We start from the raw sequence: 21,309 nt of genomic DNA, 5'->3' as shown, positions 1-21,309 counted from the left end.
CTCATGGCCAAAAACCCACCTTTCATCGCTTCGTTCCGCAACGGGTCGGGCGGTGGTCCGTTAGCCTGTCTCCCATCAGGCGCAAGGAGAAGCCCCATGCCCGCCATTACCAACAGCCGCATCCTCATCATCGCGACCGACGGATTCGAGCAGTCCGAATTGTTCGACCCCCGCGACGCCCTGATCGCGGCGGGGGCCAGCGTGACGCTCGCCTCGCCCGACCTGGACCCTATTCAGGGGATGAAGCATGATGAAAAAGGCGACACGATCACCCCCGACATCCGGCTCGATGCCGTCAGAATAGAGGGATATGACGGGCTGATACTGCCCGGCGGCGTCGCCAATCCCGATACGCTGCGCACCAATGCCGCCGCCGTGTCGCTGGTGCGCGCCTTCGTGACCACGGGCAAGCCGGTCGCCGCGATCTGCCATGGCCCATGGCTGTTGGTGGAGGCTGACGTCGTGAACGGCCGGACCGTCACTGGCTGGCCATCGGTCCGAACGGACCTTCGCAATGCTGGCGGAAATGTGGTCGATCAAGCCGTCGCGGTGGACGGCAATATCATCACCAGCCGCAAGCCGGACGATATCCCCGCCTTCATCGAAGCCTTCAGCAAGGCCGTGGCAGAAGCCGGAACCGTTACGGCCTGACCTGTGTACCGCCGCCCGCCCGCCACGGGACCGGGCGGCGGCGCAGCGTCGAGACGTGCGCCAGCGCCAGCGTCGCGCAGACGATTGCGGCGGGGAAGGCGACGGGCAGGGCGGCAGGCCAAAGCACCGGCGCTATCGCCGCAGCCACCAGCCCGCCCAGCGCCAGTCCCAGCGCATGAGCCTCGCCATCGGGACCGCGCAGCCAGAAAAGACAGGCGCTCATCCCGGTCATGAAGCCGATCATGTAGCGGATCGTCTCGCCGACAGCGCTCAACCCGATCAGGATCAGCAACACCAGCACCGCGCCGACCACGCGCCGCGACAGTCGGGCCAGCACATGGGTACAGACCGGATAGACCAGTAATTCGCACAGCGACGCGGCGATCAGGATAGCCTGCGCCCGCCCGCCATTGCCTGCGATCAGCGCGACGGTCGCCGCCGCGCCCCAGGGGATCAGCCGCAACGGGGCCATGCGGATATGGCTGATCCAGCTGCGCCAGCCATCGCGCATGTCCCAACGCCGGTCGGCCAGCCGCAACTGGAACGCGCCGATGATGAACAAGGCCTCGACCCCCCAGGGCAACAGCCCCGGCGCGATCAGTGGCGACGCCAGCAGCAGCCCCAGCAACAGGCCATGGACCAGCCCCAGCGCGCGCAATTCGCCGCTCATGCCAGCGCCCCGCGCGGCCGGTTCATCGCCGCATTCAGGTCGATCCGTGCCGCGGCCTTGCGCCTACGGCTTAGATAAGTGTCCAGACCGATCTGGAGCGCCAGCATCATGAAGATGAAGGGCTGATAGGCGATGCCTACGAACAGCGATCCGATCATATAGATAATATGCCCCTGTTGCAGCGCCAGCGCGAAGGGCGCGATCCATGCCTCGTCCGGTCCCGCTCGTTTACGATACAGGCGGCGGATCATTTCGGTGCGGATGAAGCAGATGCCGTGGATCAGCGCCCAGAGCAGAAAGCCGAAATAGCCCTGCTCGCCCAGCATCTCGAAATAGGCGCTGTGATAGGCGCGACCCTTGTCGGTCACCAGCCGCCGCTCGATCCGTTTGGCGTCGCCATCGCCCACTTCGCTCTGCGCGAAATAGGTAAAGCTGTTCTGGAGATAATTGTCGAAGCCGCCGCCGCCCGGATGGGTTTTCACATAGTCGAGCGTCCACATCCACACTGCCACGCGGGTCGACGCGCTCTCGTCGCCCTGATGATTTTCGATCGTCTGCATCCGCTGGGTGAAGCTGGCGGGCAGGAAGGGGATGGAGACAAGCGCCGCCAGCAGCATCAGCGGCCCATAGACGAAGCGGCGCGGCGATCGCACCAGCATCAGCCCCGCCAGAATGACGATGCACACCAGTCCGGTGCGTGCCTCAGTGCCGATCGGCATCAGCAGGCAGGCGAGGCACAGGCAGTAGCAAAATCCCTTCACCCGCCAGTCGTCCGGCGAAAAGATGGTGCCATGTTTCGACAGCCACAGGATCAGCGGGATCAGCGAAATAGCGACGCAGCTGATGATCGACCCTTCATAAAGGCCGCTATTATTGTCGACCATCAGGTTCAGCACGCCATAGCCGCCGCCCGACAAAGCGGTTTTCATGCCGCCATTGATGATGATCGTGCTGGCGCACAGGATCATGAAAACCGTCATCGCCTCGATTCGCAGCCGCGTGCGCAGGGTGAGCGGCAGGAAGATGCCCGCGATGATCGCCTTCCACACCCAGTTCCATTTTGTCAGCGCCTCGGCGGGGAAATCGGCGGTCGCGGTGGTATAGCCGCACCAGATCAGCAGGATCAGCAGCAGCACCTGCCGCGCGGAAAAGCGGCAATCCTTCTTGTCGTCGATGACCAGCCAGGCACCCACCATCGCGGCAAAGGCGATGGCGGAAATCGGGATCGAATTGAGCAGGAAATAGGACAGGCGCTGGGGCGACACGATGTCGATATAGGCATAGACCGCGACCAGCAGGAACGGCCGCCTAAGCCCCATCAGGAAAAATACGGCCAGGAAGGCGAGGAAGAACAGGTCACGCATCGCGTGGGCTCTCCTCTACCGGTGGATCACGATCCAGATCGGCGCGCGGCAACAGCCGCCACGCGGCGAGCAGGATCACGCCATGGCTGATCAGCAGGGACAGGGTGTCGATCATTGCGTCTTGGTGGTTCCACTGGCTACCAGACCCTCCCTAACGCGACACAGTTGACGGGCCGTTAAACCTTTTGTGGTTAAGTCCATGGGCTATGACCCATATTCTTCATGTGCTGGACCACAGCCTGCCACTGCACAGCGGCTACACCTTCCGCACCCGCGCCATATTGCGGGCGCAGCTGGCCAGGGGCTGGGAGGTGCGCGGCATAACCGGGCATCGCCACAGCGCGACAGGGCCGCTGGAGGAGCTGGTCGATGGTCTCCATTTCCATCGCACCCCCGGCGCGCCCGCCACCGGCAATCCGGTGCTGCGCGAATGGCGCGACATTGCCGCCCATGCCGACGCGATCGAGGCGCTGGTGCAGCAATGGCGGCCCGACATCATCCACGCCCATTCGCCCGTCTTGAACGCCATCGCCGCGCAGCGCGTCGCCAAGCGCCATGGTATCCCCCTGGTCTATGAAATCCGCGCTTTCTGGGAAGATGCGGCGGTAGGCAACGGCACGGGCACGGAAGGCAGCCCGCGCTACTGGCTGACCCGTCAGCTTGAAACCCATGCGGTGCGCAATGCCGATGCGGTTGCGGTCATCTGCGAAGGACTGCGCAGCGATCTCGCCACGCGCGGCATCGACCCGGCCAAGATCATCGTGTCGCCCAATGGCGTCGATATGGACCAGTTCGGCACACCCGTGCCGCGCGATCCGGCGCTGACGGCGCAACTGGGCCTTGAAGGGGCGGACGTCGTCGGCTTCATCGGAAGCTTCTATGATTATGAAGGGCTGGACGATCTGATCGCCGCGATGCCGCGACTCGTCCGCGCCCGACCAAAAGCCAAGCTGCTGCTGGTGGGCGGTGGCCCGCGCGAACAGGCGTTGCGCGATCAGGCGCTGGCCTCCCCCTTTGCCGACCATATCGTCTTTGTCGGGCGCGTCCCGCACGATCAGGTCGAACATTATTATGCCCAGATCGACATATTGGCCTATCCGCGCAAGGCGATGCGGCTGACCGATCTCGTCACGCCCCTAAAGCCGCTCGAAGCCATGGCGCAGGGGCAGTTAGTCGCCGCGTCCAGCGTCGGCGGCCATCGCGAACTGATCGAGGATGGCGTCACCGGGACCTTGTTCCCGCCCGATGATCCGGCGGGCATGGCCGCTGCGCTGGCGGGCCTGTTTGCCGATCGAACGATCTGGGACGAGCGGCGCGCCGTCGCCCGTGCCTTTGTCGAGCGTGAGCGTAACTGGTCGTCAAACATTTTGCGTTACGAACCTGTTTACCAGCAGCTGCTGGCGCGTCCTACCGGCACGCGCGCGGCTGCCTGAGCGAGGGTTGAAGAAGCAAAGTGGCCATGAAGGCAGCACAGACAAGGGGGATCGCCATCATGGCGCTGGGCGGCCTGGCCGCGGCGCTGTTGGTGCTGTGGATTCCGGTCGGGCTGATCGAAATGGTCGTGGCGTCGAGCGGCCTTTCGGAAAGTTTGCCCGCCGCCGCACCGCCGCTGGGGTTGAAAGCCCGGCTGCTGCTGGCGGGCTTTACCGCGTTGATGGCGGTGGGACTGATGGGGATGATGCGCCGGCAGGACCGGCCAGCTGAACAAGAGGGACGCAGGTTGCGCGTCCAGGGAGCAAGAAAAATGGGTTTCGCCTTTTCCAAACTGACCGCGCTGGCGCGGGGACGTGCTGCCCCTGTCGATGACGCTATTCCATCGCTGCGCCGCGCCGATGCGCACCCCGATGCGCCCGCCCGCGCGCCCATCTTCGCCAGCCGCGACTTCAACGGCCTCGACATTTTCGCCCGCCCCGACGCGATCCGCAGGCCGCTGGTGATGCATCCCGAGCCGGAGCAGGACGCTATCGTTCCGTCCGTCGGTCTGGTCATGCCCAGCGCGCCCATGCCGATCGCCGAGGAAGAATTGCCCCAGCCGACCTTCCAGCGGCCCGCCGCGCCGCTGGTCGAGCCGGATGTAGCGGAGGAAGCGCCGCAAGACGCAGCGCCCGTCACGCCCCCGCCGCTTGATCCCATCCCGACCCAGGGTCTGTCGATCACCGAACTGACCCAGCGGCTGGAACGCGGCCTCGCCCTGCGCAGCCGCGCCCCGGCGGCGGAAACAGGTGCCGTGCGGGTCATCGCCGACATGCCGGTCACACCCGCCGTGCCGGTGCGCGACATGGTGGCGCAGGACGCCGACGACGCCCTGCGCGCAGCGCTCGGTGCATTGCGCAGCATGGCTGGCCGGGGGCGCTAACCCCCTACCAGTCCTCGATCGTCAGCGCGGACAGCTCCAGCCAGATTTCATCCTCGCCCTCCCGCGTGTCGTCGATCGTGATGTCGGCGACGAAATGGCCAGGCAGCTGCCATTCCGCGCTCTCTATGCCTTCGACAAAATCGCAGAGTCGCGTCGCGACCTTCGCGCCCGACAGGCGCAGCGCGATGACATGGCGACGCCCCTCGAACAGGGCGCTGGCCCAGGGGCGGCTGACCGCCCGCTCGATCGTCGTCGGCGCGCCAGCGCGCTTGAGTAGTTGCTCCAGCAGACGCGGCAACGGGTCGCGCTGGGTTTTTCCTATCGGTTTGTTTCGGACCAGATTTTCAGGCCGAAATCCATGATGCACGCTTGTCATTGGCTGATGCTCCTGCGATATGTGTTCATGAAATGTTCTATTCGTCTCCTCACGCGGTCCCCTGGCTCGCGCCCTTGGCGCAGGTCGAAAACCAGCCGTGGATCGCGCGTGCTGGCGCGACCGAAGGTGGTTGGCGGCATGTCATATTGGCGAAGGAATCGTTCGATCGCATGCAACAGCATCGGCTTCTTTCTCCCCTGTTGGTCCGACTCGCCCGCTGCAAGCCGATAGGTATATTCCTATCTCTTAGCCAATTTCCTACTTGTCTAGGAAAATTCCTATCATTATGGACTGGATATGGATGAATCGCAGAACGCCCGGATCGCGCTGGATCGGCTGATTGCCGAACGGGGGGAAAATTATGCCGATCTGTCCCGGCTGATCGGCCGCAACCCCGCCTATATCCAGCAGTTCATCAAACGCGGCACCCCGCGCAAACTGGATGAGGCGGACCGGCATGTGCTGGCCCGCTATTTTGGCGTGGCCGAACAGATGCTGGGGGGCAGCGCCGCGCCGGTGGCTATCCCCTCTCGCACGCGGGGGATGCCCGCGGTGGTGGCGGTGCCGCGCCTGGCGCTGGGCGCGTCGGCGGGCGGCGGCACGCTGGACGATGATGAGCGCGCCGCCGGGGTGATGGCGTTCGACGCCCATTGGCTGCGCCATCTGGGAGTGCGACCGCAGCGCGTCTCGATCATCCGGGTCGACGGCGAATCGATGGCCCCGACGCTCAGCGATGGCGACGACATCATGGTCGATCATGACGATGACGCGACCCGGCTGCGCGACGGCGTCTATGTATTGCGGCTCGACGGAGTCTTGATGGTCAAGCGGATCGCGATGGGCCCCTTGCGCGGGCGCTTCAGCGTCGTCAGCGACAATCTCCATTATCCCGACTGGACCGATATCGACCCGGCGCTGGTGGATATTGTCGGGCGGGTCGTCTGGACTGGCAGGCGTCTGGTCTAGCGGGGTAGGCCTTCCTATCTGTGCGTCGAAGGAGTCCCGGTTTGAACGATAATGGCGCGGTGATTCGCAAGGCTGTGGAGTGGCGCGGCGCAAGGCTGGCGCTGGCGACGGTGGTGTCGACCTGGGGGTCCGCCCCGCGCCCGCGCGGCAGCCATATGATCGTGCATCAGGACGGGCGCTTTGAAGGTAGCATTTCGGGCGGCTGCGTCGAAAGCGACGTGCTGCATCGCGCTGCCGAGGTGATCGCAGGGCGCGCCGCGCATGTCGCCACTTATGGCGTGGCCGATGGCGATGCGTGGGAAGTCGGCCTACCCTGCGGCGGGGAAATCGCCGTCCTTGTCCAGCCGGTGGGGGAGAGCGGCTTTGCGCCCGACCTGTTCGACCGGATCGAGGCGGCGAGTGCGCGGGGCCGGGCGCTGACGCTGGCAACCGACCTTGTCAGCGGGATCACCCGCGCACAGGCGGGCGAGGGCGATTTCCTCAACCGCTATGATCCGCCACGCCGCCTGCTTATCGTCGGCGCGGTGCAGATCGCCCAGTCGCTCGTCCCGCTGGCACAGGCGATCGGCGTGACCCCGGTGGTGATCGACCCGCGCGGTCGGTTCCTGACCGCGGAACGCTTCCCCGGCGTTGAACTGGACGATCGTTGGCCCGACGAAGCGATCGCCGCGCGCTTTCCCGGCGAATCGACGGCGGTGGTGACGCTCAGCCATGATATCAAGATTGACGATCCGGCGCTGGAGGCCGCACTGCGTGCGCCCACCGGCTATGTCGCCGCGCTTGGATCGCGCAAGAGCCATGCCGCGCGGCTGGAGCGGCTGGCCGCGCAGGGCTTCGGAGCGGATGATCTCGCGCGAATCGACGGTCCGGCAGGGCTGGATATCGGCGCGATCGGCGCGGCGGAAATCGCGCTGTCGATCACGGCGGGGATGGTGGCGGGGTTCAACGCCCGGCGCTGAAACAAACTGCCCCCTGCCGCAAGGGATGGGGCAGGGGACACATCCCTCACGCTGTCGGGCAAAAAGGACGCTGCCCCCTAGCAGGATGACCGCACAGATCAATCCTGTTTTGCACCCAGCCTGTAATTTTCTGTCCCAGATTGATATTTTACAGTAGTAATATTACTCGTTTCAGCAACATTTTCCGCCATTTTTGCCGCCATAGCGCGCTTCCTGCCGGTCGCGAAAAAATTGTGTCCGGTCCATGGCAGTCTGGTCGGGATGATGGGTCAGCATATGGCGCAGATAGGCGTCATAGTCGGGCATCCCGACCATCAGCCGCGCGGTCTGCCGCAGCATGGTCAGAAATCCGCTCATTCCGCCGGCACCAGTTGCGCCGGAATTTCCCGCGCTGTCGGCGCTGCGATTCGCCGTGCGGCGATGCAGGTGCGGATGGTAAAGACCAGCAGCGCCAGCACAACGGCCAGGAACAGCGCGACGAGTGCCGCGTCGACCCGGTCGTTGAAGATGATCCGCTCCATCTGCGCCATCGACTTTGCCGGGGCCAGCACCTCGCCCGCCTGCGCCGCCGCGCTGAATTTGGCGGCATGGGCCAGGAAACCGACCTTGGCATCAGCCGAAAACAGCTTCAGCCATCCCGCTGACAAAGTGCAGACCAGCAACCAGGCGGTCGGGATCATCGTGACCCAAGCATAGCGGTCGCGCTTCATGCGGAACAGCACCACCGTCCCCAGCATCAGCGCGATCGCCGCCAGCATCTGGTTGGAAATCCCGAACACCGGCCATAACGTATTCACCCCGCCCAGCGGATCGGTGACCCCCTGGTGCAGGAAAAAGCCCCAGGCCGCGACCGTCAGCGCCGTGGCGACGATGCCCGGCATATGGCCCTTGCTCTCCTTGAAGCTTGGCACCGCCAGCCCGATCAGATCCTGCAACATGAAGCGCCCGGCGCGCGTCCCTGCGTCCACGGCGGTCAGGATGAACAGCGCCTCGAACAGGATCGCGAAATGATACCAAAAAGCCTTCATCGCCGGGCCGCCGACGACATGGCTGAATATCTCCGCCATCGCGACCGCCAGCGTCGGCGCGCCGCCCGCGCGGCTGATGATGCTATGTTCGCCGACATCCTTCGCCGTCTGGGTGATGAGGTCGGGCGAGATCGGAAAGCCCATCGCAGTGACGGCTGCCGACGCGCTGGCCGCATCGGTGCCGATCAGTGCGGCGGGGCTGTTCATCGTGAAATAGATGCCGGGGTCCAGGATCGACGCACCGACCAGCGCCATGATCGCCACGAACGCCTCCATCAGCATCGCGCCATAGCCGATCACCGGGGCATGGGCCTCACTGGCGATCAGCTTGGGCGTGGTGCCGCTGGAAATCAGCGCATGGAAGCCCGACACCGCGCCGCAGGCGATGGTGATGAACAGGAAGGGAAACAGGCCGCCCGCCCATACCGGCCCGCCGCCATCCACAAACTGCGTCAGCGCAGGCATTTTCAGCGGCGGCGCCATGATGACGATGCCGACCGCCAGCGCCGCGATCGCCCCGATCTTGAGGAAGGTGGATAGATAATCGCGCGGCGCCAGTAGCAGCCACACCGGCAGCACGGACGCGACCGCACCATAGCCGATCAAGATCCAGCAGAGCGTCAGCGGCGTGAAGGTAAACACCGGTCCCCAGAAGGGCGACGCCGCCACCGCCTGCCCATAGACGATTGCGGCGAGCAAACCGACCAGCCCCAGCAATGACACTTCGCCAATCCGCCCCGGCCTGATCCAGCGGGTATAAGCCCCCATGACCATCGCCAGCGGCACGGTCGCGGCGACCGTGAACATGCCCCACGGACTCTCGGCCAGCGCCTTGACCACGATCAGCGCCAGCACCGCCAGGATGATGACCATGATCATGAACGCACCGAACAGGGCGATCGTCCCGGCCCATTGCCCCATTTCCATGCGGATCAGTTCGCCCAGCGACTTGCCGTCACGGCGCATGGAAATGAACAGGATCATGAAATCCTGCACCGCGCCCGCCAATACGACGCCGACGATGATCCACAATGTGCCGGGCAGATAGCCCATCTGTGCCGCCAGCACCGGCCCGACCAGCGGACCCGCGCCCGCAATCGCTGCGAAATGATGGCCGAACAGGACCGTGCGATCGGTCGCGACATAGTCCAGCCCATCGGCGCGGCGCAGCGCCGGGGTGGGCCGCGACGGATCGAGCCGCATCACTTGGCGCGCGATGAACAGCGCATAGTAGCGATAGGCGACCAGAAAGCAGCTGACCGCCGCGACGACGATCCACAGCGCATTGACCGCCTCGCCCCGCGACACCGCAACGACGCCCAGCGCCACTGCGCCGATGATCGCGACTGCTATCCAGGGAAGATGCCGGGTCATCATGCTCTCTCACACTCTTCAGTAGGAAAGGGCGCACAGTAGGGCGCTGAACCGGAAAGACAATCGCTGGCTAGTCCCGCCGGGTAAAGGGCCAGTCGATGACATGGGCCGCCCACAGCGCCCACCACATGATCACCGGCTGCAATGCTAGGCGCGGGCCATGATAGGACCAGCCCAGATGCACGCCGCCAATCGCTATATCATGGACAGCATGGTTGATATTGGCAGGCCACACGCACAGCGCATAGAGCGCCAGACCAAGGCCCGCTGCCTTGCGCAACCGCGGCACCATCAGCCCGACCGCCCCGGCGATCTCGGCCATCCCTGTCAGGAAAATCACCGTCGCAGGGTAGGGGACCCAGCCCGGCGTGATCGCGATGAAGCCGCCGGGCGACCGCAAATGCGCGACCCCCGCAACCAGATAGGCCAGCGCCAGCACCCACCGCGCGATCCTGCGGGCGCGGCTCTCGATCACCGCTTGCGCACAAATTCGGCGCGCAACACCAGCCCCTTGATCCCGTCAAACTTGCAGTCGATTTCCTGCGCGTCCCCGGTCAGCCGGATCGATTTGATCAGCGTTCCGCGCTTCAGCGTCTGGCCCGCGCCCTTGACCGTCAGGTCCTTGATCAACGTCACCTGATCGCCATCGGCCAGCACATTGCCAACCGAATCGCGCACTTCGACACTGTTCGGCTCACTGTCGGCCTGTGCCGCATCGGCGGCGCTGATCCACTCGCCGGTCGCTTCGTCATAGACATAATCGTCGTCGGCCATGGTCAATTCCTAAATGCAGTTCGATCGAGACTGTCCAGGCATCTCGCCGTTGTGAGCAGGGCTATCGAATATGAAACTGTCCCGTCCTTCATCGTCATCCTGAACTTGTTTCAGGATCCGTTTCTCGTCACGAACAGCCGCTTTTGGGGCATGATGGATGCTGAAACAAGTTCAGCATGACGTTTGTGGATAACGGAAAGCCATACGCAATAGCCCTGCCTCGCAGGAGAAAATTCTTCGCGTGGACCTTTTATCCGATCGTCACCGCTTCCAGCACCGCCGCGCGCAGTTCGGGCAGACCCATGCCCTTTTCGGCGGAGGTGGCGATGATGTCGGGATGGGCGGCGGGCCGCTTGCGGATGGCTAGTGCAGTCTGTTCGGTGACCGCCGCCAGTTCCGACGCCTTGATCTTGTCCGCCTTGGTCAGGATGATGCGATAGCTCACCGCTGCGCCGTCCAGCATGTCCAGCATGTCGGTATCGACCTCCTTGATGCCATGGCGGCTGTCGATCAGCACCAGCGCCCGCTTCAATGCCGCGCGCCCGCGCAGATAGTCGTTCACCAAGAACTTCCATTTGCGCACCACATCCTTGGGGGCCTTGGCATAGCCATAGCCGGGCATGTCGACCAGGCGAAAGCGCAGCGGCTCGCCCACGTCAAAGAAGTTCAGTTCCTGCGTCCGCCCCGGCGTGTTGGACGTGCGGGCCAGATTGTTGCGGTTGGTCAGCGCGTTGAGCAGCGATGATTTGCCGACATTGGACCGGCCCGCAAACGCCACTTCGTTCACCGCCATATCCGGCAGGAACTCCAGCGTCGGCGCGGATTTCAGGAAGGTGATCGGCCCGGAAAAGGTCTTGCGCGCTTCTTCCGTCAGGTCGGTATTGTCTTGTTCGGTCATATATATCTCCGTTCGCCCTGAGTAGCCGCTGAGCGCAGTCGAAGCGGCGTATCGAAGGGCCGAAGGCCGCGCGATGCTTCGATACGGGCCTTCGACTTCGCTCAGTCCCTACTCAGCACGAACGGGGACTTTAGATTTGGCCCTGTCTACTTCGCGACCGCCGTACTCAGCACGGGGTGGCGCCGATACAGCCACCATTGCTGCGCCATCGACAGGCAGTTGTTGGTGATCCAGTAGACCAGCAGGCCCGCCGCGAACGGCGCCATGATGAACATCATCATCCAGGGCATGATCGAGAAGATCTGCTGTTGCATCGGGTCCATCTGCGCGGGGTTCAGTTTGAACTGCAACCACATCGAAATGCCCAGCAGCACCGCCAGCACGCCGATCGCCAGGAAGGATGGCGGGGTGAAGGGCAGCAGGCCAAACAGGTTCAGGATATGCAGCGGATCGGGCGCGGACAGATCCTTGATCCACAGGATGAAGGGCTGGTGCCGCATTTCGATCGTCAGCATCAGCACCTTGTAGAGGGCGAAGAAGATCGGGATCTGGATGAAGATCGGCAGGCACCCGGCCAGCGGGTTGACCTTCTCCGTCTTGTACAGCGCCATCATCTCCTGCTGGAGCTTGGGCTTGTCGTCCTTATATTTTTCCTGCAGCGCCTTCATCTTGGGCTGCACCGCGCGCATCGCCGCCATGCTGGCGAACTGGCGCTGAGCGACCGGGAACATCAGGCCGCGCACCACGAAGGTCAGGCAGATGATCGCCACGCCGAAATTGCCCAGCGTCTCGAACAGCCAGTGCAGCAGCGCGAAAATCGGCTGCTCGAACCAGTAGAACCAGCCCCAGTCGATCGCGCGGTCGAACAGCTTGACGCCGTCACGCTCATAGGCCTGGAGCGTCTTGACCTCCTTGGCCCCGACGAACAGGCGCAGCGTTTGCGTGACTGCCTTGCCCGGCGCCAGCATCGTCGAATGGAGCGCGACATCGGCCTGATATTGGGTGCCAGCCCCTTTGCGGAACTGCGCCGCGACGTCGGCATCCTTGCCCGGCACCAGCGCCGACAACCAATATTTGTCGGTAAAGCCGATCCAGCCGCCCTTGGACTGGAAATCGCGGGTGGACGGACCTTCGTCCAGATCCTTGTAGTTCACATCATAATTGGCCGCATTGTTGAACACGCCCATCGGGCCGATATGGATGGTCCAGGTATCGGGGTCCTTGGGGATGCTGCTGCGGCTGATATAGCCATAGGGCTTCACACCCACCGCGCCGTTGCCGCTGTTCGACACTTTCTGCGCGGCGGAGATCATGTAATTTTCATCGACGCTCAGGCGAATCTCGAACGTCTGGCCAGCACCATTATTCCAGCTGAGCGTAACGGGACTCGTCGGGGTCAGTTCGCGGCCCTGCGCGGTCCAGACAGTATCCTTGTTGGGCGTTTTCAGCCCTTCGCCCTGCCAGCCGAAACCGGCGAAATAGGCGTCCTGCGTACCGGCAGGCGAATAGAGGCGCACCGCAGGCGAATCCTTGGCGATCGTCTCGCTATAGGTCGGCAGCACGATGTCATCGATGCGCGCGCCCTTCAGGTTGATCGACCCGTCCAGCTTGGGCGTGCGAATGGGGATGCGCGGGCTTTCCTTCAGCACCAGCGCGCGGTCGCGAATCGCGGTTACACTGTCGGCGGCCGGGTCCGCTGCGGGGTTGGCGACCGCTGTCGTCTTGCCACCTTCGATCTTCGTTGCGGGCGGATTGGCCGCCGGGAAGAAATAGGTCGAAACATAGGGCCAGCCGAACAGGATCGCCGCGGTCAGCAGCACCGCCAGAATAATATTCTTCTTGTCGTCCACGTTGTTCGGCTCCGCCGTCTTATATCTGTGTCAGGGGACCGGGTCATAGCCCGAACCGCCCCATGGGTGGCATCGCATTAGCCGCTTACCCGCCAGCCAGCTACCCTTGATCGCGCCATATTTGCGCACGGCCTGGATCGCATATTCCGAACAGGATGGGGCATAACGGCAGGAAGGGGGCAGGATGCGCGAAGGGCCGATCTGCCAGAAGCGCGCGATCAGGATCAGGATGCGGGCGATCATTTGCCGACTTTGCCCTTGCCCCGGCCATGACCGGCACGCGGCCCGTTGCGCGCTGGCGCATCGCCGGACAAGGGCGCGCGCGCAATCTTGCGCAGCGCCTTTTCCAGTTCGGTGCGCAGCAGGGCGAAATCGCGTTCCTTGCCACCGTCGCGGCCAATCAGCACATGATCGGCACCGGCATAGCCATGCAGCGGCAGCAATTCGCGTGCGAGAACGCGAAAGCGGCGCTTCATCCGGTTACGGATGACGGCGCCGCCAATCTTTTTCGTGACCGTGATGCCAAAGCGCATCGCCGGATCGCCATCGTCGCGTTCGCGCACCAGCAGGACGAATCCCGGCATGGGTGCGCGCTTGCCGCGATTGGCCGCCAGGAAATCGGCCCGCTTGCCCATGATGGCAGGCGCAGCCGAAGGCGGCCCTTCGATCAGGCGCTCAGGCTCTTGCGGCCGCGCGCACGACGGGCGCGGATGATGTTGCGGCCGCCGGGGGTCGCCATGCGGGCGCGATAACCGTGACGGCGCTTCCGAACCAGATTGCTCGGCTGAAAAGTGCGCTTCATCGTTCATTCCTCAAAAAACAACTAGAGAATCGGGCGTGACAAAAAAGGGCCGCCAAAGCAGCGGCCGCATGTTCAGGGGGCGTCCGATAGGCAAATGGGGGGGGGAAGTCAATGGTGGAGCGCGTCTCGTTCCGTCATGATAATTCCTCCCTTAAAGGGGAGGGGGACCGCCAGCGAAGCTGGTGGTGGAGGGGTGTCACCCTCTCGATGGCGCGACACCCCTCCGGCTGGCCTTCGGCCATCCACCTCCCCTTAAAGGGGAGGATGACTCATTTACTTCCCCCGCGCCGCCGCCACGCCGCCCTTTAGCGCGTCGAAGCCGACCGCGCCGTTCAGCACCTGGTCGCCGATCACGAAGGTCGGCGTGCCGCTCGCCTGCAATTTCTGGGCAAGCGCGATGTTGGACTGGATTTCGGCGTCATATTTGCTCGATGTGATCGCGGCTTCCGCGTCAGCCTTGCTGATCCCAGCCTTTGCCGCCGCCGCGACGATCGTATCGCGCGTCACCTTGCCCGCGCCATAGAGCGCCTTGTGATAGGCCATATATTGGCCCCGCTCGGCCGCCAACAGCGATACTTTGGCCGCGTCACTGCTTTCTTCAGACAGGATCGGCAGTTCGCGATACACGACCTTCACCTTCGTGTCCGACCCGACCAGCTTCGCAAGATCGGGCAGCGACGCGCGGCAATAGCCGCAGGCATAGTCGAAAAATTCGACCACGGTGACGTCGGCATTGGCCGCGCCTTCCCACGCCCCGGCATAGGGTTTTTCCAGCGCCGCGCGATTGTCGGAAATCGTCCCCGACATCCGCTTCGCCTGCAATTTCTCAATCGCCTGCGGGATGATTTCAGGATGTTCAAGAATATAGTCGCGGACGATTTTTTCGATCGCGCTCTTGTCCGTGGCAGTCACGCCAGCGGGAGCCTGCACGGCCAGTGCGGTCCCGGCGGCCGCCGCGATAAAGGCGAAAGCGCCAAGGGTCATCTGGATCATCCTGTTGGAAAGGGCCGTGCGGAATGTCGGCCGGTTTTGCTGCGTCATCTTATCGTTTCTTCCGCTGCTGCTCGATCGCGGCGCGCGATACCATGGCGATATCCTGCGCCCGCAGATAGTCAACTGTGCCGGGTTTCAGCCCCTGCATCGCCGCGTCGGCGCTGCGCAGCGCCATCGGATGTTCGCCGATCATGGCATAGCGTTCCGCCGTCGCCAGCGCCGCGCGGGGCGTGTCGCCGCGCCGTTCATAGACGACGCCCAACTGATACCAGGCGAAGGGATTTTCCCGGTCGCGCGCCACTGCCAGCCGCAACACCTGCTCGGCCTCGGCAAAATTCGCCTCATCCTCGGTCGCGATCAACGCATGGGCCAGCAGCACCGAAATCAGCGGCTGGTTGGTCAGCCGCACCGCCTCGCGCAGCGGCGCAACCGCATCCTTGGGGCGACCGCTTTCCAGCAATATCTGGCCCTTCAGTTCCAGAAAATAGGGATCGTCCGGGGCCGCCGCCAGCAGTGCATCAGCCTCATAGAGGGCGCGCTGCGGATAGGCGCTTTTATGCCAGGCATAGGCTCTGGCATAATGGGCCGGGATCGACTGGTCGCTTTCGGGATATTTTTGCAAGGTTTGCGTCGGTTCGGACACGAAGCCGACCAGCTTGGCCTTGATCCGCTCGAACCGCTGCTCCAGCCCCCGGTCGACCGGCTTGTCCCACGCGGGATCGACCGTATAGACCTCGCGCAGCACATTGATGCGTTCGCCGGACAGCGGATGGGTGCGGCCATAACTATTGTCCTGCGGGATCGCGAGGCGATATTCCTGATTTTGCAGCTTCTTGAAAAATTCCAGGCTGCCCCGGCCACTGAGGCCCGCCGCGCTCAGATAGCGCGCCCCCGCCAGATCGGCGGAGCTTTCCTGCCCGCGCGAAAAGGCCAGGAATTTGGTCATCGCCGCCTGCTGGCCCAGGCCCATAATGCCCATGCCCGCTTCCGCACCGCCAGCCGCGATGGCCGCGGCACCCAGCACCAGGCTGAGCAGCGTGACGCCGGTCGCCTCGCGAATCCCTTCGCCAAAACGGACGACATGGCCACCCTCTATATGCCCCAGTTCATGCGCCACCACGCCCTGCAACTGGTTCACATTGTCGGCCTGCGCGATCAGCCCGCTATGCACCCACACATATTGGCCGCCCGCGACGAAGGCGTTGATTTCGGGATCGTTGATCACCAGCACCTGGACATTGCGCGGGTCCATCCCCGCCGCCTTGACCAGTGGCCCGGACATGTCGGCCATGAAGGCTTCGGTCTCGGCATCGCGCAAGATGCTCTGCGCCAGCGCCGGGCGCGCCATCAGCATGAACGCGCCCAGCAGCAGGGCAAGCCATCGGAACAGTCGGACCATCACGCGCCGCCACTGCCATGCAGGCCATGAACCGCCGGTGAAGCGTCGGCCCGAACGAAAAACGCCCCTGCGCACCGGATATGACCGGACGAGCAGCGGCGTTTTTTCATGGGCTTACGCTCCGGCCTTATTGGCCAAAGGTGCGCTGCCACCAGCCGCGACGCGGCGAGCCGTCTTCATTGACGCCTTCGGCTTCGCTTTCCGCTGCCACTGTTTCGGCAGCCGGGGCTTCCTCGACAACGGCAGGAGCTTCGACGGCAGGTGCCGCTTCTGCTTCCACCGCGACGTCGGCCTTCTTGCGCCGGTTGCGCTTGGGCTTGGCAGGCGCTTCTTCTGCTACCGGCGCTTCGACGGTGACGGCTTCCGCCGCGGCGGCGTCAGCCTCGATCTGCGCCTTGGTGCGACGACCACGGCGGGGCTTGGTGGGTGCGGCCTCGGCCACGGTCTCGGCAGGGGCTTCGACTGCGACCTCAACCGGCGCTTCCTCGGCGATCGCTTCGGTCACGGGTGCTTCGGTCACCGGCGCGCTGTCGGCCTTGGGCTTGCGGGCGCGGGGACGACGGCGGGTCTTGGGGGCTTCCTCGGCGGGAGCCTCCTCAACAGTGGCATCCTCGACCACGGGCGCGTCCTCGATAACCGATTCAGCATCCACGGTTTCTGCACCCGCTTCGGCAGCATTTTCACCACCTTCGCGACGACGACGACCGCCACGGCGACCCCGACGGCCACGACGACGGGCAGCGCCCTCTTCCTCGGTTTCGGCGGTGGTTGCAGTGACTTCGGCCTCGCCTTCGCTGTCCTCCGCAGTGCCTTCTTCGGCATCCGTGGCTTCGGCACCAGCTTCGGCTTCTTCCCCGGCTTCACCCTCGACGCGATTGTCGTCGCGCTGGCCACCACGACGCCGACGACGGCGACGGCGTCGGCGATTGCCATCGCGATCCTCGCCCCGGTCGCCCTGTTCGCGGTCGCCACGCGGCTCACGCTCGGCAACGACCTCTTCCTCGTCCTCGGCCTGCGCCTCTTCTTCTTCCTCTTCCTCCTCGATCAGGTCGAGATCGTCGTCATCCTGATCCATCGGGGCGTAGGTCACGACACGTTCGGGACGCGGGCCGCTCGGCTCGACCGACATGCGCGCGCCTTCAACCTCGCCATCGGGCAGGACGACGATGCTGACGCCATAGCGCTGCTCGATTTCGTCCAGTTCGCGACGCTTGTTGTTGAGGACGTAGAAAGCCGCTTCCTGGCTGGCGCGCAGCGTGATGACGTTGCCGCGACCCCGCGCCGCTTCCTCTTCCAGCATCCGCAGCGCGGACAGGCCAGCCGAAGAAGCCGTGCGGACCAGACCTGTGCCTTCGCAATGCGGGCATTGGCGGGTCGATGCTTCCAGAACGCCGGTGCGCAGGCGCTGGCGGCTCATTTCCATCAGGCCAAAGCCCGAAATCCGGCCGACCTGGATGCGCGCGCGATCGTCCTTCAGCGCGTCCTTCATCGCCTTCTCGACCTTACGGATGTTGGAGTTCACCTCCATGTCGATAAAGTCGATGACGACAAGGCCCGCCATGTCGCGCAGGCGCAGCTGGCGTGCAATCTCGCGCGCCGCTTCCAGATTGGTCGCAACGGCGGTCTGCTCTATACCATGTTCGCGGGTCGAGCGGCCGGAGTTGATGTCGATCGACACCAAAGCCTCGGTCGGGTTGATGACCAGATAGCCGCCTGATTTCAGCTGCACCACCGGGTTGTACATGGCGGCCAGTTGATCCTCGACGCCCGCGCGCTGGAACAGCGACACCGCGTCGGCATAGCCCTTCACCTTGCGCGCGTGGCTGGGCATCAGCAGGCGCATAAAGTCCTTGGCGGCCTTGTAGCCATGCTCGCCCTCGACGATGACTTCCTCGATATCCTTATTGTAGATATCGCGGATCGCCCGCTTGATGAGGTCGCTGTCATTATGGATCAGCGCAGGCGCTGCCGACTTCATCGTATTTTCGCGAATCTCGTCCCACAGCCGGGCGAGATAGTCGAAGTCGCGCTTGATCTCGACCTTGGTGCGTTGCAGGCCGGCGGTACGCACGATGCAGCCCATGGACGAAGGCAGCGCCATGTCGGCGATGATCGACTTCAACCGCTTGCGGTCCGCCGCATTGCTGATCTTGCGGGAAATGCCGCCGCCATGCGACGTGTTTGGCATCAGCACGCAGTAACGACCGGCCAGCGACAAATAGCTGGTCAGCGCCGCGCCCTTGTTGCCGCGTTCTTCCTTGACGACCTGGACCAGCAGCACCTGGCGGCGCTTGATGACGTCCTGGATTTTGTAACGACGGCGCAGCGCCATGCGCTTGCGGCGCAGTTCGTCGGCGGCATCATCGCCACCCCGGCCACGGCCACGCCCGCGACCATTGCCGCGCCCGCCATTGCCTTCGGTCTCGCCGCCTTCGGGCTGCTCGCCGCCATCCTGCTCGTCATGGCCATCTTCATCATCATGATGATGGGTCGCCTCGACGGTCTCGACGCTGCCTTCGCCGTCCTCGTCATCCTCATCGTCGAAATCGGCGCGCAGCGCGGCCTCTTCCTCGGCATGGGCGCGTTCTTCGCGCAACAGCGCTTCGCGGTCCTCACGCGGGATCTGATAATAGTCGGGATGGATTTCGCTGAAAGCGAGGAAGCCGTGGCGGTTGCCGCCATAGTCGACGAAGGCGGCCTGCAACGAGGGTTCGACCCGCGTTACCTTGGCCAGATAGATATTGCCCTTGAGCTGCTTGTGCTCAGCGGACTCGAAGTCGAATTCCTCGATCCGGTTACCCTTGACGACCGCGACACGGGTTTCTTCCCGGTGGCGCGCATCGATCAGCATACGCATTGTCATGTAATGGTCTCCGGCGTGGACGGGCTGCGGCACTGGGCCGCGCCGCCACGCGATAGTGAAGGGACGACCACGCGCGCGCCGAAAGGGGCGCGGGTTGCGGCGTCGTCCAGGTTTGAAGGAAATGTTGCGTGTCTGCTGCGTCGGCAGGGCCGGACAAATCGCCGGGCCGGACCATCCACGCCGCATCGCCCGTTACCGGGGCAAGCGTGGAATGGAATTCATGCCTCATGCAGCGTCAACCTGTTACTGGCATCCTTTGGCGCGCAGAGTGCGCGCCGATGCCTCTCTTGATGCCCCGCATCGCCGCCATGAAACAGGCAAGTCTTGCGGGAATGTGAATGGGTAGCAGTCAAAGACCCACGGGGCAACGGCTGCCTGAAATATTATGCTTCGACTTTTGTGGACCGCACCAGCCCGCCCAATCAGGATATACTGTGGGAGGCCGGGTGGGGGAGTGGGCTGGTGCGGCACGAATGGGCGAAGCCCATTCCCACAACCACTCGTACTGAAAATCATATTAACCCTCTCATTTTACGGAGCCACAACAGGCTGTGCTTAATCCGGGGTTTAGCGTGGGGACGCTGAACGGATAAGCGCATGACATTTGGCTGGACGGTCCGCATCGATGCGATGCACAAACGGCGCATGTTGCAGAGCCTTGCCCTTGCAAGCACCCTGACGATGGCAGCGCCCGGCAGCGCTGGCGGCATCTATGCCGTCGACGTGCGCGATGATCGCGTCATCGTCCGCTTCGATGATCGGGTCGATGGCGCGTCCGCCTTCCTGCTCGACACGCCACGCCGGATCGCTCTCGACATTAGTGGCGCGCAGGTCGGTCGCGGCCAGTTTGCCCCCGGCAATGGCGCGATCGCCGCCGTGCGACAGGGTCAGTTGAGCGAAGGCACGGCCCGCGTAGTCCTAGACCTTTCCAGCCCCGCGACGCTGGGCGACGCCCAGATCGCGCCCGACGGCAAATCGCTGAGTTTCTCGCTCAAGGGCGCAACCGACAGCGCGTTTCGCACGGCGGTGGGCCGGGGTCGCACCAGCTTTGACGCGCCAGCCAATATGAGCGCCCGGCCGCAAAAGCGGCTCCATTCCATCACCGTGCCGATCCCGTCGATGGCGCGCGGCGTCGCGCTGCCGCCCGTCGAAGGTGCGCGCGACGGCGCCCGCCCGCTGATCGTGATCGATGCAGGCCATGGCGGCCATGATCCAGGTGCGATCAACAAGGAAAATGGTAAGCGCGAAAAGGACGTCACCCTCGCCATTGCCCAGGCGATCCGCGACCAGTTGGTCAAGTCCGGCCGCGTCCGCGTGGCGCTGACCCGCGACGATGACAAATATCTCGTGTTGCAGGAACGCTATGGCATCGCCCGCAAGCTGGGGGCGGACCTGTTCATCTCGGTCCATGCCGACGCGGCGGAAAATGCCGAAGCCCATGGCGCGACCGTCTATACCTTGTCCGAAACCGCCTCCGACCGCGAAGCGGCACGGCTGGCCGCGCGCGAAAACAAGGCCGACATCATCAATGGCGTGAACCTTGGCGGCCAGTCGGGCGACGTCTCCTCGATCCTCATCGACCTGACCCAGCGCGAATCGATGAACATCTCGGCCAGTTTCGCCCGCCTGCTCCAGCGCGAAGCATCGCCCTATGTCCCGTTCCGCAGCGCCTATCACCGCTTCGCCTCGCTGATGGTGTTGAAAGCGCCCGACACGCCCTCGGTCCTGTTCGAAACCGGCTATATCAGCAATGCCGACGACGCCGCCTTCCTCGCCTCGCGCGAAGGCCAGCAAAAAATCGCCCGCGGCGTGGCCCGCGCGATCGAGGTCCACTTCGCCCGCAAGCTTGCCATGCACGGGGGGACGACGGGGGGCTGATTGCTACCGCCACTAGGAGATATTCATTCACCCTCAACCCCGTTCGGGCTGAGCCTGTCGAAGCCTTGTCCTTCTTCTCTCTTCGCAGGAAGTACAGCCCTTCGACAA

Annotated in this window: 22 protein-coding genes; 6 read left to right on the top strand and 16 right to left on the bottom strand. The window is 64.0% G+C overall.

Annotation, left to right across the window (positions count from 1 at the left end; all coding sequences use genetic code 11):
• Positions 1-96 precede the first annotated feature (96 nt).
• Positions 97-651, top strand: coding sequence for a type 1 glutamine amidotransferase domain-containing protein (locus ACODR8_RS06435; RefSeq protein ID WP_489006448.1), 555 nt, complete (start codon positions 97-99; stop codon positions 649-651).
• Here the strand turns inward: ACODR8_RS06435 and ACODR8_RS06430 are convergent.
• Genes ACODR8_RS06430 through ACODR8_RS06420 form a run of 3 tightly spaced genes read right to left on the bottom strand, consistent with a single transcriptional unit; the run spans position 641 to position 2,800 of the window.
• A complete protein-coding gene (locus ACODR8_RS06430; protein ID WP_489006447.1) occupies positions 641-1,321 on the bottom strand; it encodes a hypothetical protein in 681 nt (226 codons plus the stop codon). The two genes, ACODR8_RS06435 and ACODR8_RS06430, sit on opposite strands and share 11 nt — an antisense overlap.
• Positions 1,318-2,685, bottom strand: coding sequence for a putative O-glycosylation ligase, exosortase A system-associated (locus tag ACODR8_RS06425; protein ID WP_489006446.1), 1,368 nt, complete (start codon positions 2,683-2,685; stop codon positions 1,318-1,320). Before ACODR8_RS06425 ends, ACODR8_RS06430 begins: the two co-directional genes overlap by 4 nt.
• Positions 2,678-2,800 (bottom strand): hypothetical protein, encoded by a 123-nt coding sequence (locus ACODR8_RS06420; protein ID WP_489006445.1) that lies wholly within the window; start codon positions 2,798-2,800, stop codon positions 2,678-2,680. Before ACODR8_RS06420 ends, ACODR8_RS06425 begins: the two co-directional genes overlap by 8 nt.
• Before the next feature lie 91 nt (positions 2,801-2,891).
• Between ACODR8_RS06420 and ACODR8_RS06415 the strand changes: the two genes are divergently transcribed.
• Positions 2,892-4,118, top strand: coding sequence for a TIGR04063 family PEP-CTERM/XrtA system glycosyltransferase (locus tag ACODR8_RS06415; RefSeq protein ID WP_489006444.1), 1,227 nt, complete (start codon positions 2,892-2,894; stop codon positions 4,116-4,118).
• Positions 4,119-4,177: 59 nt separating this feature from the next.
• Positions 4,178-5,041 (top strand): hypothetical protein, encoded by an 864-nt coding sequence (locus ACODR8_RS06410; protein ID WP_489006494.1) that lies wholly within the window; start codon positions 4,178-4,180, stop codon positions 5,039-5,041.
• Between the two features lie 4 nt (positions 5,042-5,045).
• Here ACODR8_RS06410 and ACODR8_RS06405 read toward each other — a convergent pair whose 3' ends face one another.
• A complete protein-coding gene (locus ACODR8_RS06405; protein ID WP_489006443.1) occupies positions 5,046-5,417 on the bottom strand; it encodes a hypothetical protein in 372 nt (123 codons plus the stop codon).
• A 297-nt stretch (positions 5,418-5,714) separates the two neighbouring features.
• Here ACODR8_RS06405 and ACODR8_RS06400 point away from each other — a divergent pair, with 297 nt between their 5' ends.
• Together ACODR8_RS06400 and ACODR8_RS06395 are read left to right on the top strand one after the other, a co-directional pair.
• On the top strand, positions 5,715-6,383 hold the full coding sequence (locus ACODR8_RS06400; protein WP_489006442.1) for a S24 family peptidase: 669 nt from the start codon (positions 5,715-5,717) through the stop codon (positions 6,381-6,383).
• A gap of 41 nt (positions 6,384-6,424) precedes the next feature.
• Complete coding sequence (locus tag ACODR8_RS06395) at positions 6,425-7,342, top strand: XdhC family protein (RefSeq protein WP_489006441.1); 918 nt, start codon at positions 6,425-6,427, stop codon at positions 7,340-7,342.
• A 171-nt stretch (positions 7,343-7,513) separates the two neighbouring features.
• Here ACODR8_RS06395 and ACODR8_RS06390 read toward each other — a convergent pair whose 3' ends face one another.
• The 12 genes from ACODR8_RS06390 to ACODR8_RS06335 all read right to left on the bottom strand — a co-directional run bounded on the left by ACODR8_RS06390 (position 7,514) and on the right by ACODR8_RS06335 (position 19,323).
• Positions 7,514-7,699, bottom strand: a complete 186-nt coding sequence (locus ACODR8_RS06390; RefSeq protein WP_489006440.1) for a YbdD/YjiX family protein — start codon at positions 7,697-7,699, stop codon at positions 7,514-7,516.
• Positions 7,696-9,744: a carbon starvation CstA family protein gene (locus ACODR8_RS06385; protein WP_489006493.1), complete on the bottom strand. Its 2,049-nt coding sequence runs from the start codon at positions 9,742-9,744 to the stop codon at positions 7,696-7,698. Before ACODR8_RS06385 ends, ACODR8_RS06390 begins: the two co-directional genes overlap by 4 nt.
• A 70-nt stretch (positions 9,745-9,814) precedes the next feature.
• A complete protein-coding gene (locus ACODR8_RS06380; protein WP_489006439.1) occupies positions 9,815-10,219 on the bottom strand; it encodes a DoxX family protein in 405 nt (134 codons plus the stop codon).
• Positions 10,216-10,518 (bottom strand): alkylphosphonate utilization protein, encoded by a 303-nt coding sequence (locus ACODR8_RS06375; protein ID WP_489006438.1) that lies wholly within the window; start codon positions 10,516-10,518, stop codon positions 10,216-10,218. The genes ACODR8_RS06380 and ACODR8_RS06375 overlap by 4 nt, the downstream gene beginning before the upstream one ends.
• A 250-nt stretch (positions 10,519-10,768) precedes the next feature.
• On the bottom strand, positions 10,769-11,416 hold the full coding sequence (gene yihA / locus ACODR8_RS06370) for a ribosome biogenesis GTP-binding protein YihA/YsxC (RefSeq protein WP_489006437.1): 648 nt from the start codon (positions 11,414-11,416) through the stop codon (positions 10,769-10,771).
• A 146-nt stretch (positions 11,417-11,562) separates the two neighbouring features.
• Positions 11,563-13,266, bottom strand: coding sequence for a membrane protein insertase YidC (gene yidC, locus ACODR8_RS06365; RefSeq protein ID WP_489006436.1), 1,704 nt, complete (start codon positions 13,264-13,266; stop codon positions 11,563-11,565).
• Positions 13,267-13,296: 30 nt separating this feature from the next.
• Entirely contained in the window at positions 13,297-13,509 is a 213-nt protein-coding gene (gene yidD, locus ACODR8_RS06360; protein ID WP_006959078.1) for a membrane protein insertion efficiency factor YidD, read from the bottom strand.
• Complete coding sequence (gene rnpA, locus ACODR8_RS06355; protein ID WP_489006435.1) at positions 13,506-13,901, bottom strand: ribonuclease P protein component; 396 nt, start codon at positions 13,899-13,901, stop codon at positions 13,506-13,508. The genes yidD and rnpA overlap by 4 nt, the downstream gene beginning before the upstream one ends.
• A 32-nt stretch (positions 13,902-13,933) precedes the next feature.
• The gene (gene rpmH / locus ACODR8_RS06350) at positions 13,934-14,068 is read right to left on the bottom strand and encodes a 50S ribosomal protein L34 (RefSeq protein WP_006959075.1); all 135 of its coding nucleotides are present in this window, start codon (positions 14,066-14,068) and stop codon (positions 13,934-13,936) included.
• 273 nt (positions 14,069-14,341) lie between these two features.
• Complete coding sequence (locus tag ACODR8_RS06345; protein ID WP_489006434.1) at positions 14,342-15,109, bottom strand: DsbA family protein; 768 nt, start codon at positions 15,107-15,109, stop codon at positions 14,342-14,344.
• A 1-nt stretch (position 15,110) separates the two neighbouring features.
• Positions 15,111-16,460 (bottom strand): M48 family metalloprotease, encoded by a 1,350-nt coding sequence (locus ACODR8_RS06340; RefSeq protein WP_489006433.1) that lies wholly within the window; start codon positions 16,458-16,460, stop codon positions 15,111-15,113.
• 127 nt (positions 16,461-16,587) lie between these two features.
• Entirely contained in the window at positions 16,588-19,323 is a 2,736-nt protein-coding gene (locus ACODR8_RS06335) for an Rne/Rng family ribonuclease (RefSeq protein WP_489006432.1), read from the bottom strand.
• A 597-nt stretch (positions 19,324-19,920) separates the two neighbouring features.
• On the opposite strand from ACODR8_RS06335, the gene ACODR8_RS06330 reads away from it, so the two are divergent.
• Complete coding sequence (locus tag ACODR8_RS06330) at positions 19,921-21,201, top strand: N-acetylmuramoyl-L-alanine amidase (protein ID WP_489006431.1); 1,281 nt, start codon at positions 19,921-19,923, stop codon at positions 21,199-21,201.
• The last annotated feature ends 108 nt before the right edge of the window (positions 21,202-21,309 follow it).

The sequence above is a fragment of the Sphingobium sp. FG58 genome (assembly GCF_057809055.1).
The sequence above is the reverse complement of the archived record's forward strand: the minus strand, read 5'-3'. Positions and strand labels throughout refer to the sequence as shown.

What these genes read in the sequence shown, in the direction of transcription:
- ACODR8_RS06435 (WP_489006448.1), top strand. Translation starts at nt 97, where the DNA reads ATGCCCGCCATTACCAACAGCCGCATCCTCATCATCGCGACCGACGGA.
- ACODR8_RS06430 (WP_489006447.1), bottom strand. Translation starts at nt 1,321, where the DNA reads ATGAGCGGCGAATTGCGCGCGCTGGGGCTGGTCCATGGCCTGTTGCTG.
- ACODR8_RS06425 (WP_489006446.1), bottom strand. Translation starts at nt 2,685, where the DNA reads ATGCGTGACCTGTTCTTCCTCGCCTTCCTGGCCGTATTTTTCCTGATG.
- ACODR8_RS06420 (WP_489006445.1), bottom strand. Translation starts at nt 2,800, where the DNA reads ATGATCGACACCCTGTCCCTGCTGATCAGCCATGGCGTGATCCTGCTC.
- ACODR8_RS06415 (WP_489006444.1), top strand. Translation starts at nt 2,892, where the DNA reads ATGACCCATATTCTTCATGTGCTGGACCACAGCCTGCCACTGCACAGC.
- ACODR8_RS06410 (WP_489006494.1), top strand. Translation starts at nt 4,178, where the DNA reads ATGGCGCTGGGCGGCCTGGCCGCGGCGCTGTTGGTGCTGTGGATTCCG.
- ACODR8_RS06405 (WP_489006443.1), bottom strand. Translation starts at nt 5,417, where the DNA reads ATGACAAGCGTGCATCATGGATTTCGGCCTGAAAATCTGGTCCGAAAC.
- ACODR8_RS06400 (WP_489006442.1), top strand. Translation starts at nt 5,715, where the DNA reads ATGGATGAATCGCAGAACGCCCGGATCGCGCTGGATCGGCTGATTGCC.
- ACODR8_RS06390 (WP_489006440.1), bottom strand. Translation starts at nt 7,699, where the DNA reads ATGAGCGGATTTCTGACCATGCTGCGGCAGACCGCGCGGCTGATGGTC.
- ACODR8_RS06385 (WP_489006493.1), bottom strand. Translation starts at nt 9,744, where the DNA reads ATGACCCGGCATCTTCCCTGGATAGCAGTCGCGATCATCGGCGCAGTG.
- ACODR8_RS06375 (WP_489006438.1), bottom strand. Translation starts at nt 10,518, where the DNA reads ATGGCCGACGACGATTATGTCTATGACGAAGCGACCGGCGAGTGGATC.
- yihA (WP_489006437.1), bottom strand. Translation starts at nt 11,416, where the DNA reads ATGACCGAACAAGACAATACCGACCTGACGGAAGAAGCGCGCAAGACC.
- yidD (WP_006959078.1), bottom strand. Translation starts at nt 13,509, where the DNA reads ATGATCGCCCGCATCCTGATCCTGATCGCGCGCTTCTGGCAGATCGGC.
- rnpA (WP_489006435.1), bottom strand. Translation starts at nt 13,901, where the DNA reads ATGGGCAAGCGGGCCGATTTCCTGGCGGCCAATCGCGGCAAGCGCGCA.
- rpmH (WP_006959075.1), bottom strand. Translation starts at nt 14,068, where the DNA reads ATGAAGCGCACTTTTCAGCCGAGCAATCTGGTTCGGAAGCGCCGTCAC.
- ACODR8_RS06345 (WP_489006434.1), bottom strand. Translation starts at nt 15,109, where the DNA reads ATGACGCAGCAAAACCGGCCGACATTCCGCACGGCCCTTTCCAACAGG.
- ACODR8_RS06340 (WP_489006433.1), bottom strand. Translation starts at nt 16,460, where the DNA reads ATGGTCCGACTGTTCCGATGGCTTGCCCTGCTGCTGGGCGCGTTCATG.
- ACODR8_RS06335 (WP_489006432.1), bottom strand. Translation starts at nt 19,323, where the DNA reads ATGACAATGCGTATGCTGATCGATGCGCGCCACCGGGAAGAAACCCGT.
- ACODR8_RS06330 (WP_489006431.1), top strand. Translation starts at nt 19,921, where the DNA reads ATGACATTTGGCTGGACGGTCCGCATCGATGCGATGCACAAACGGCGC.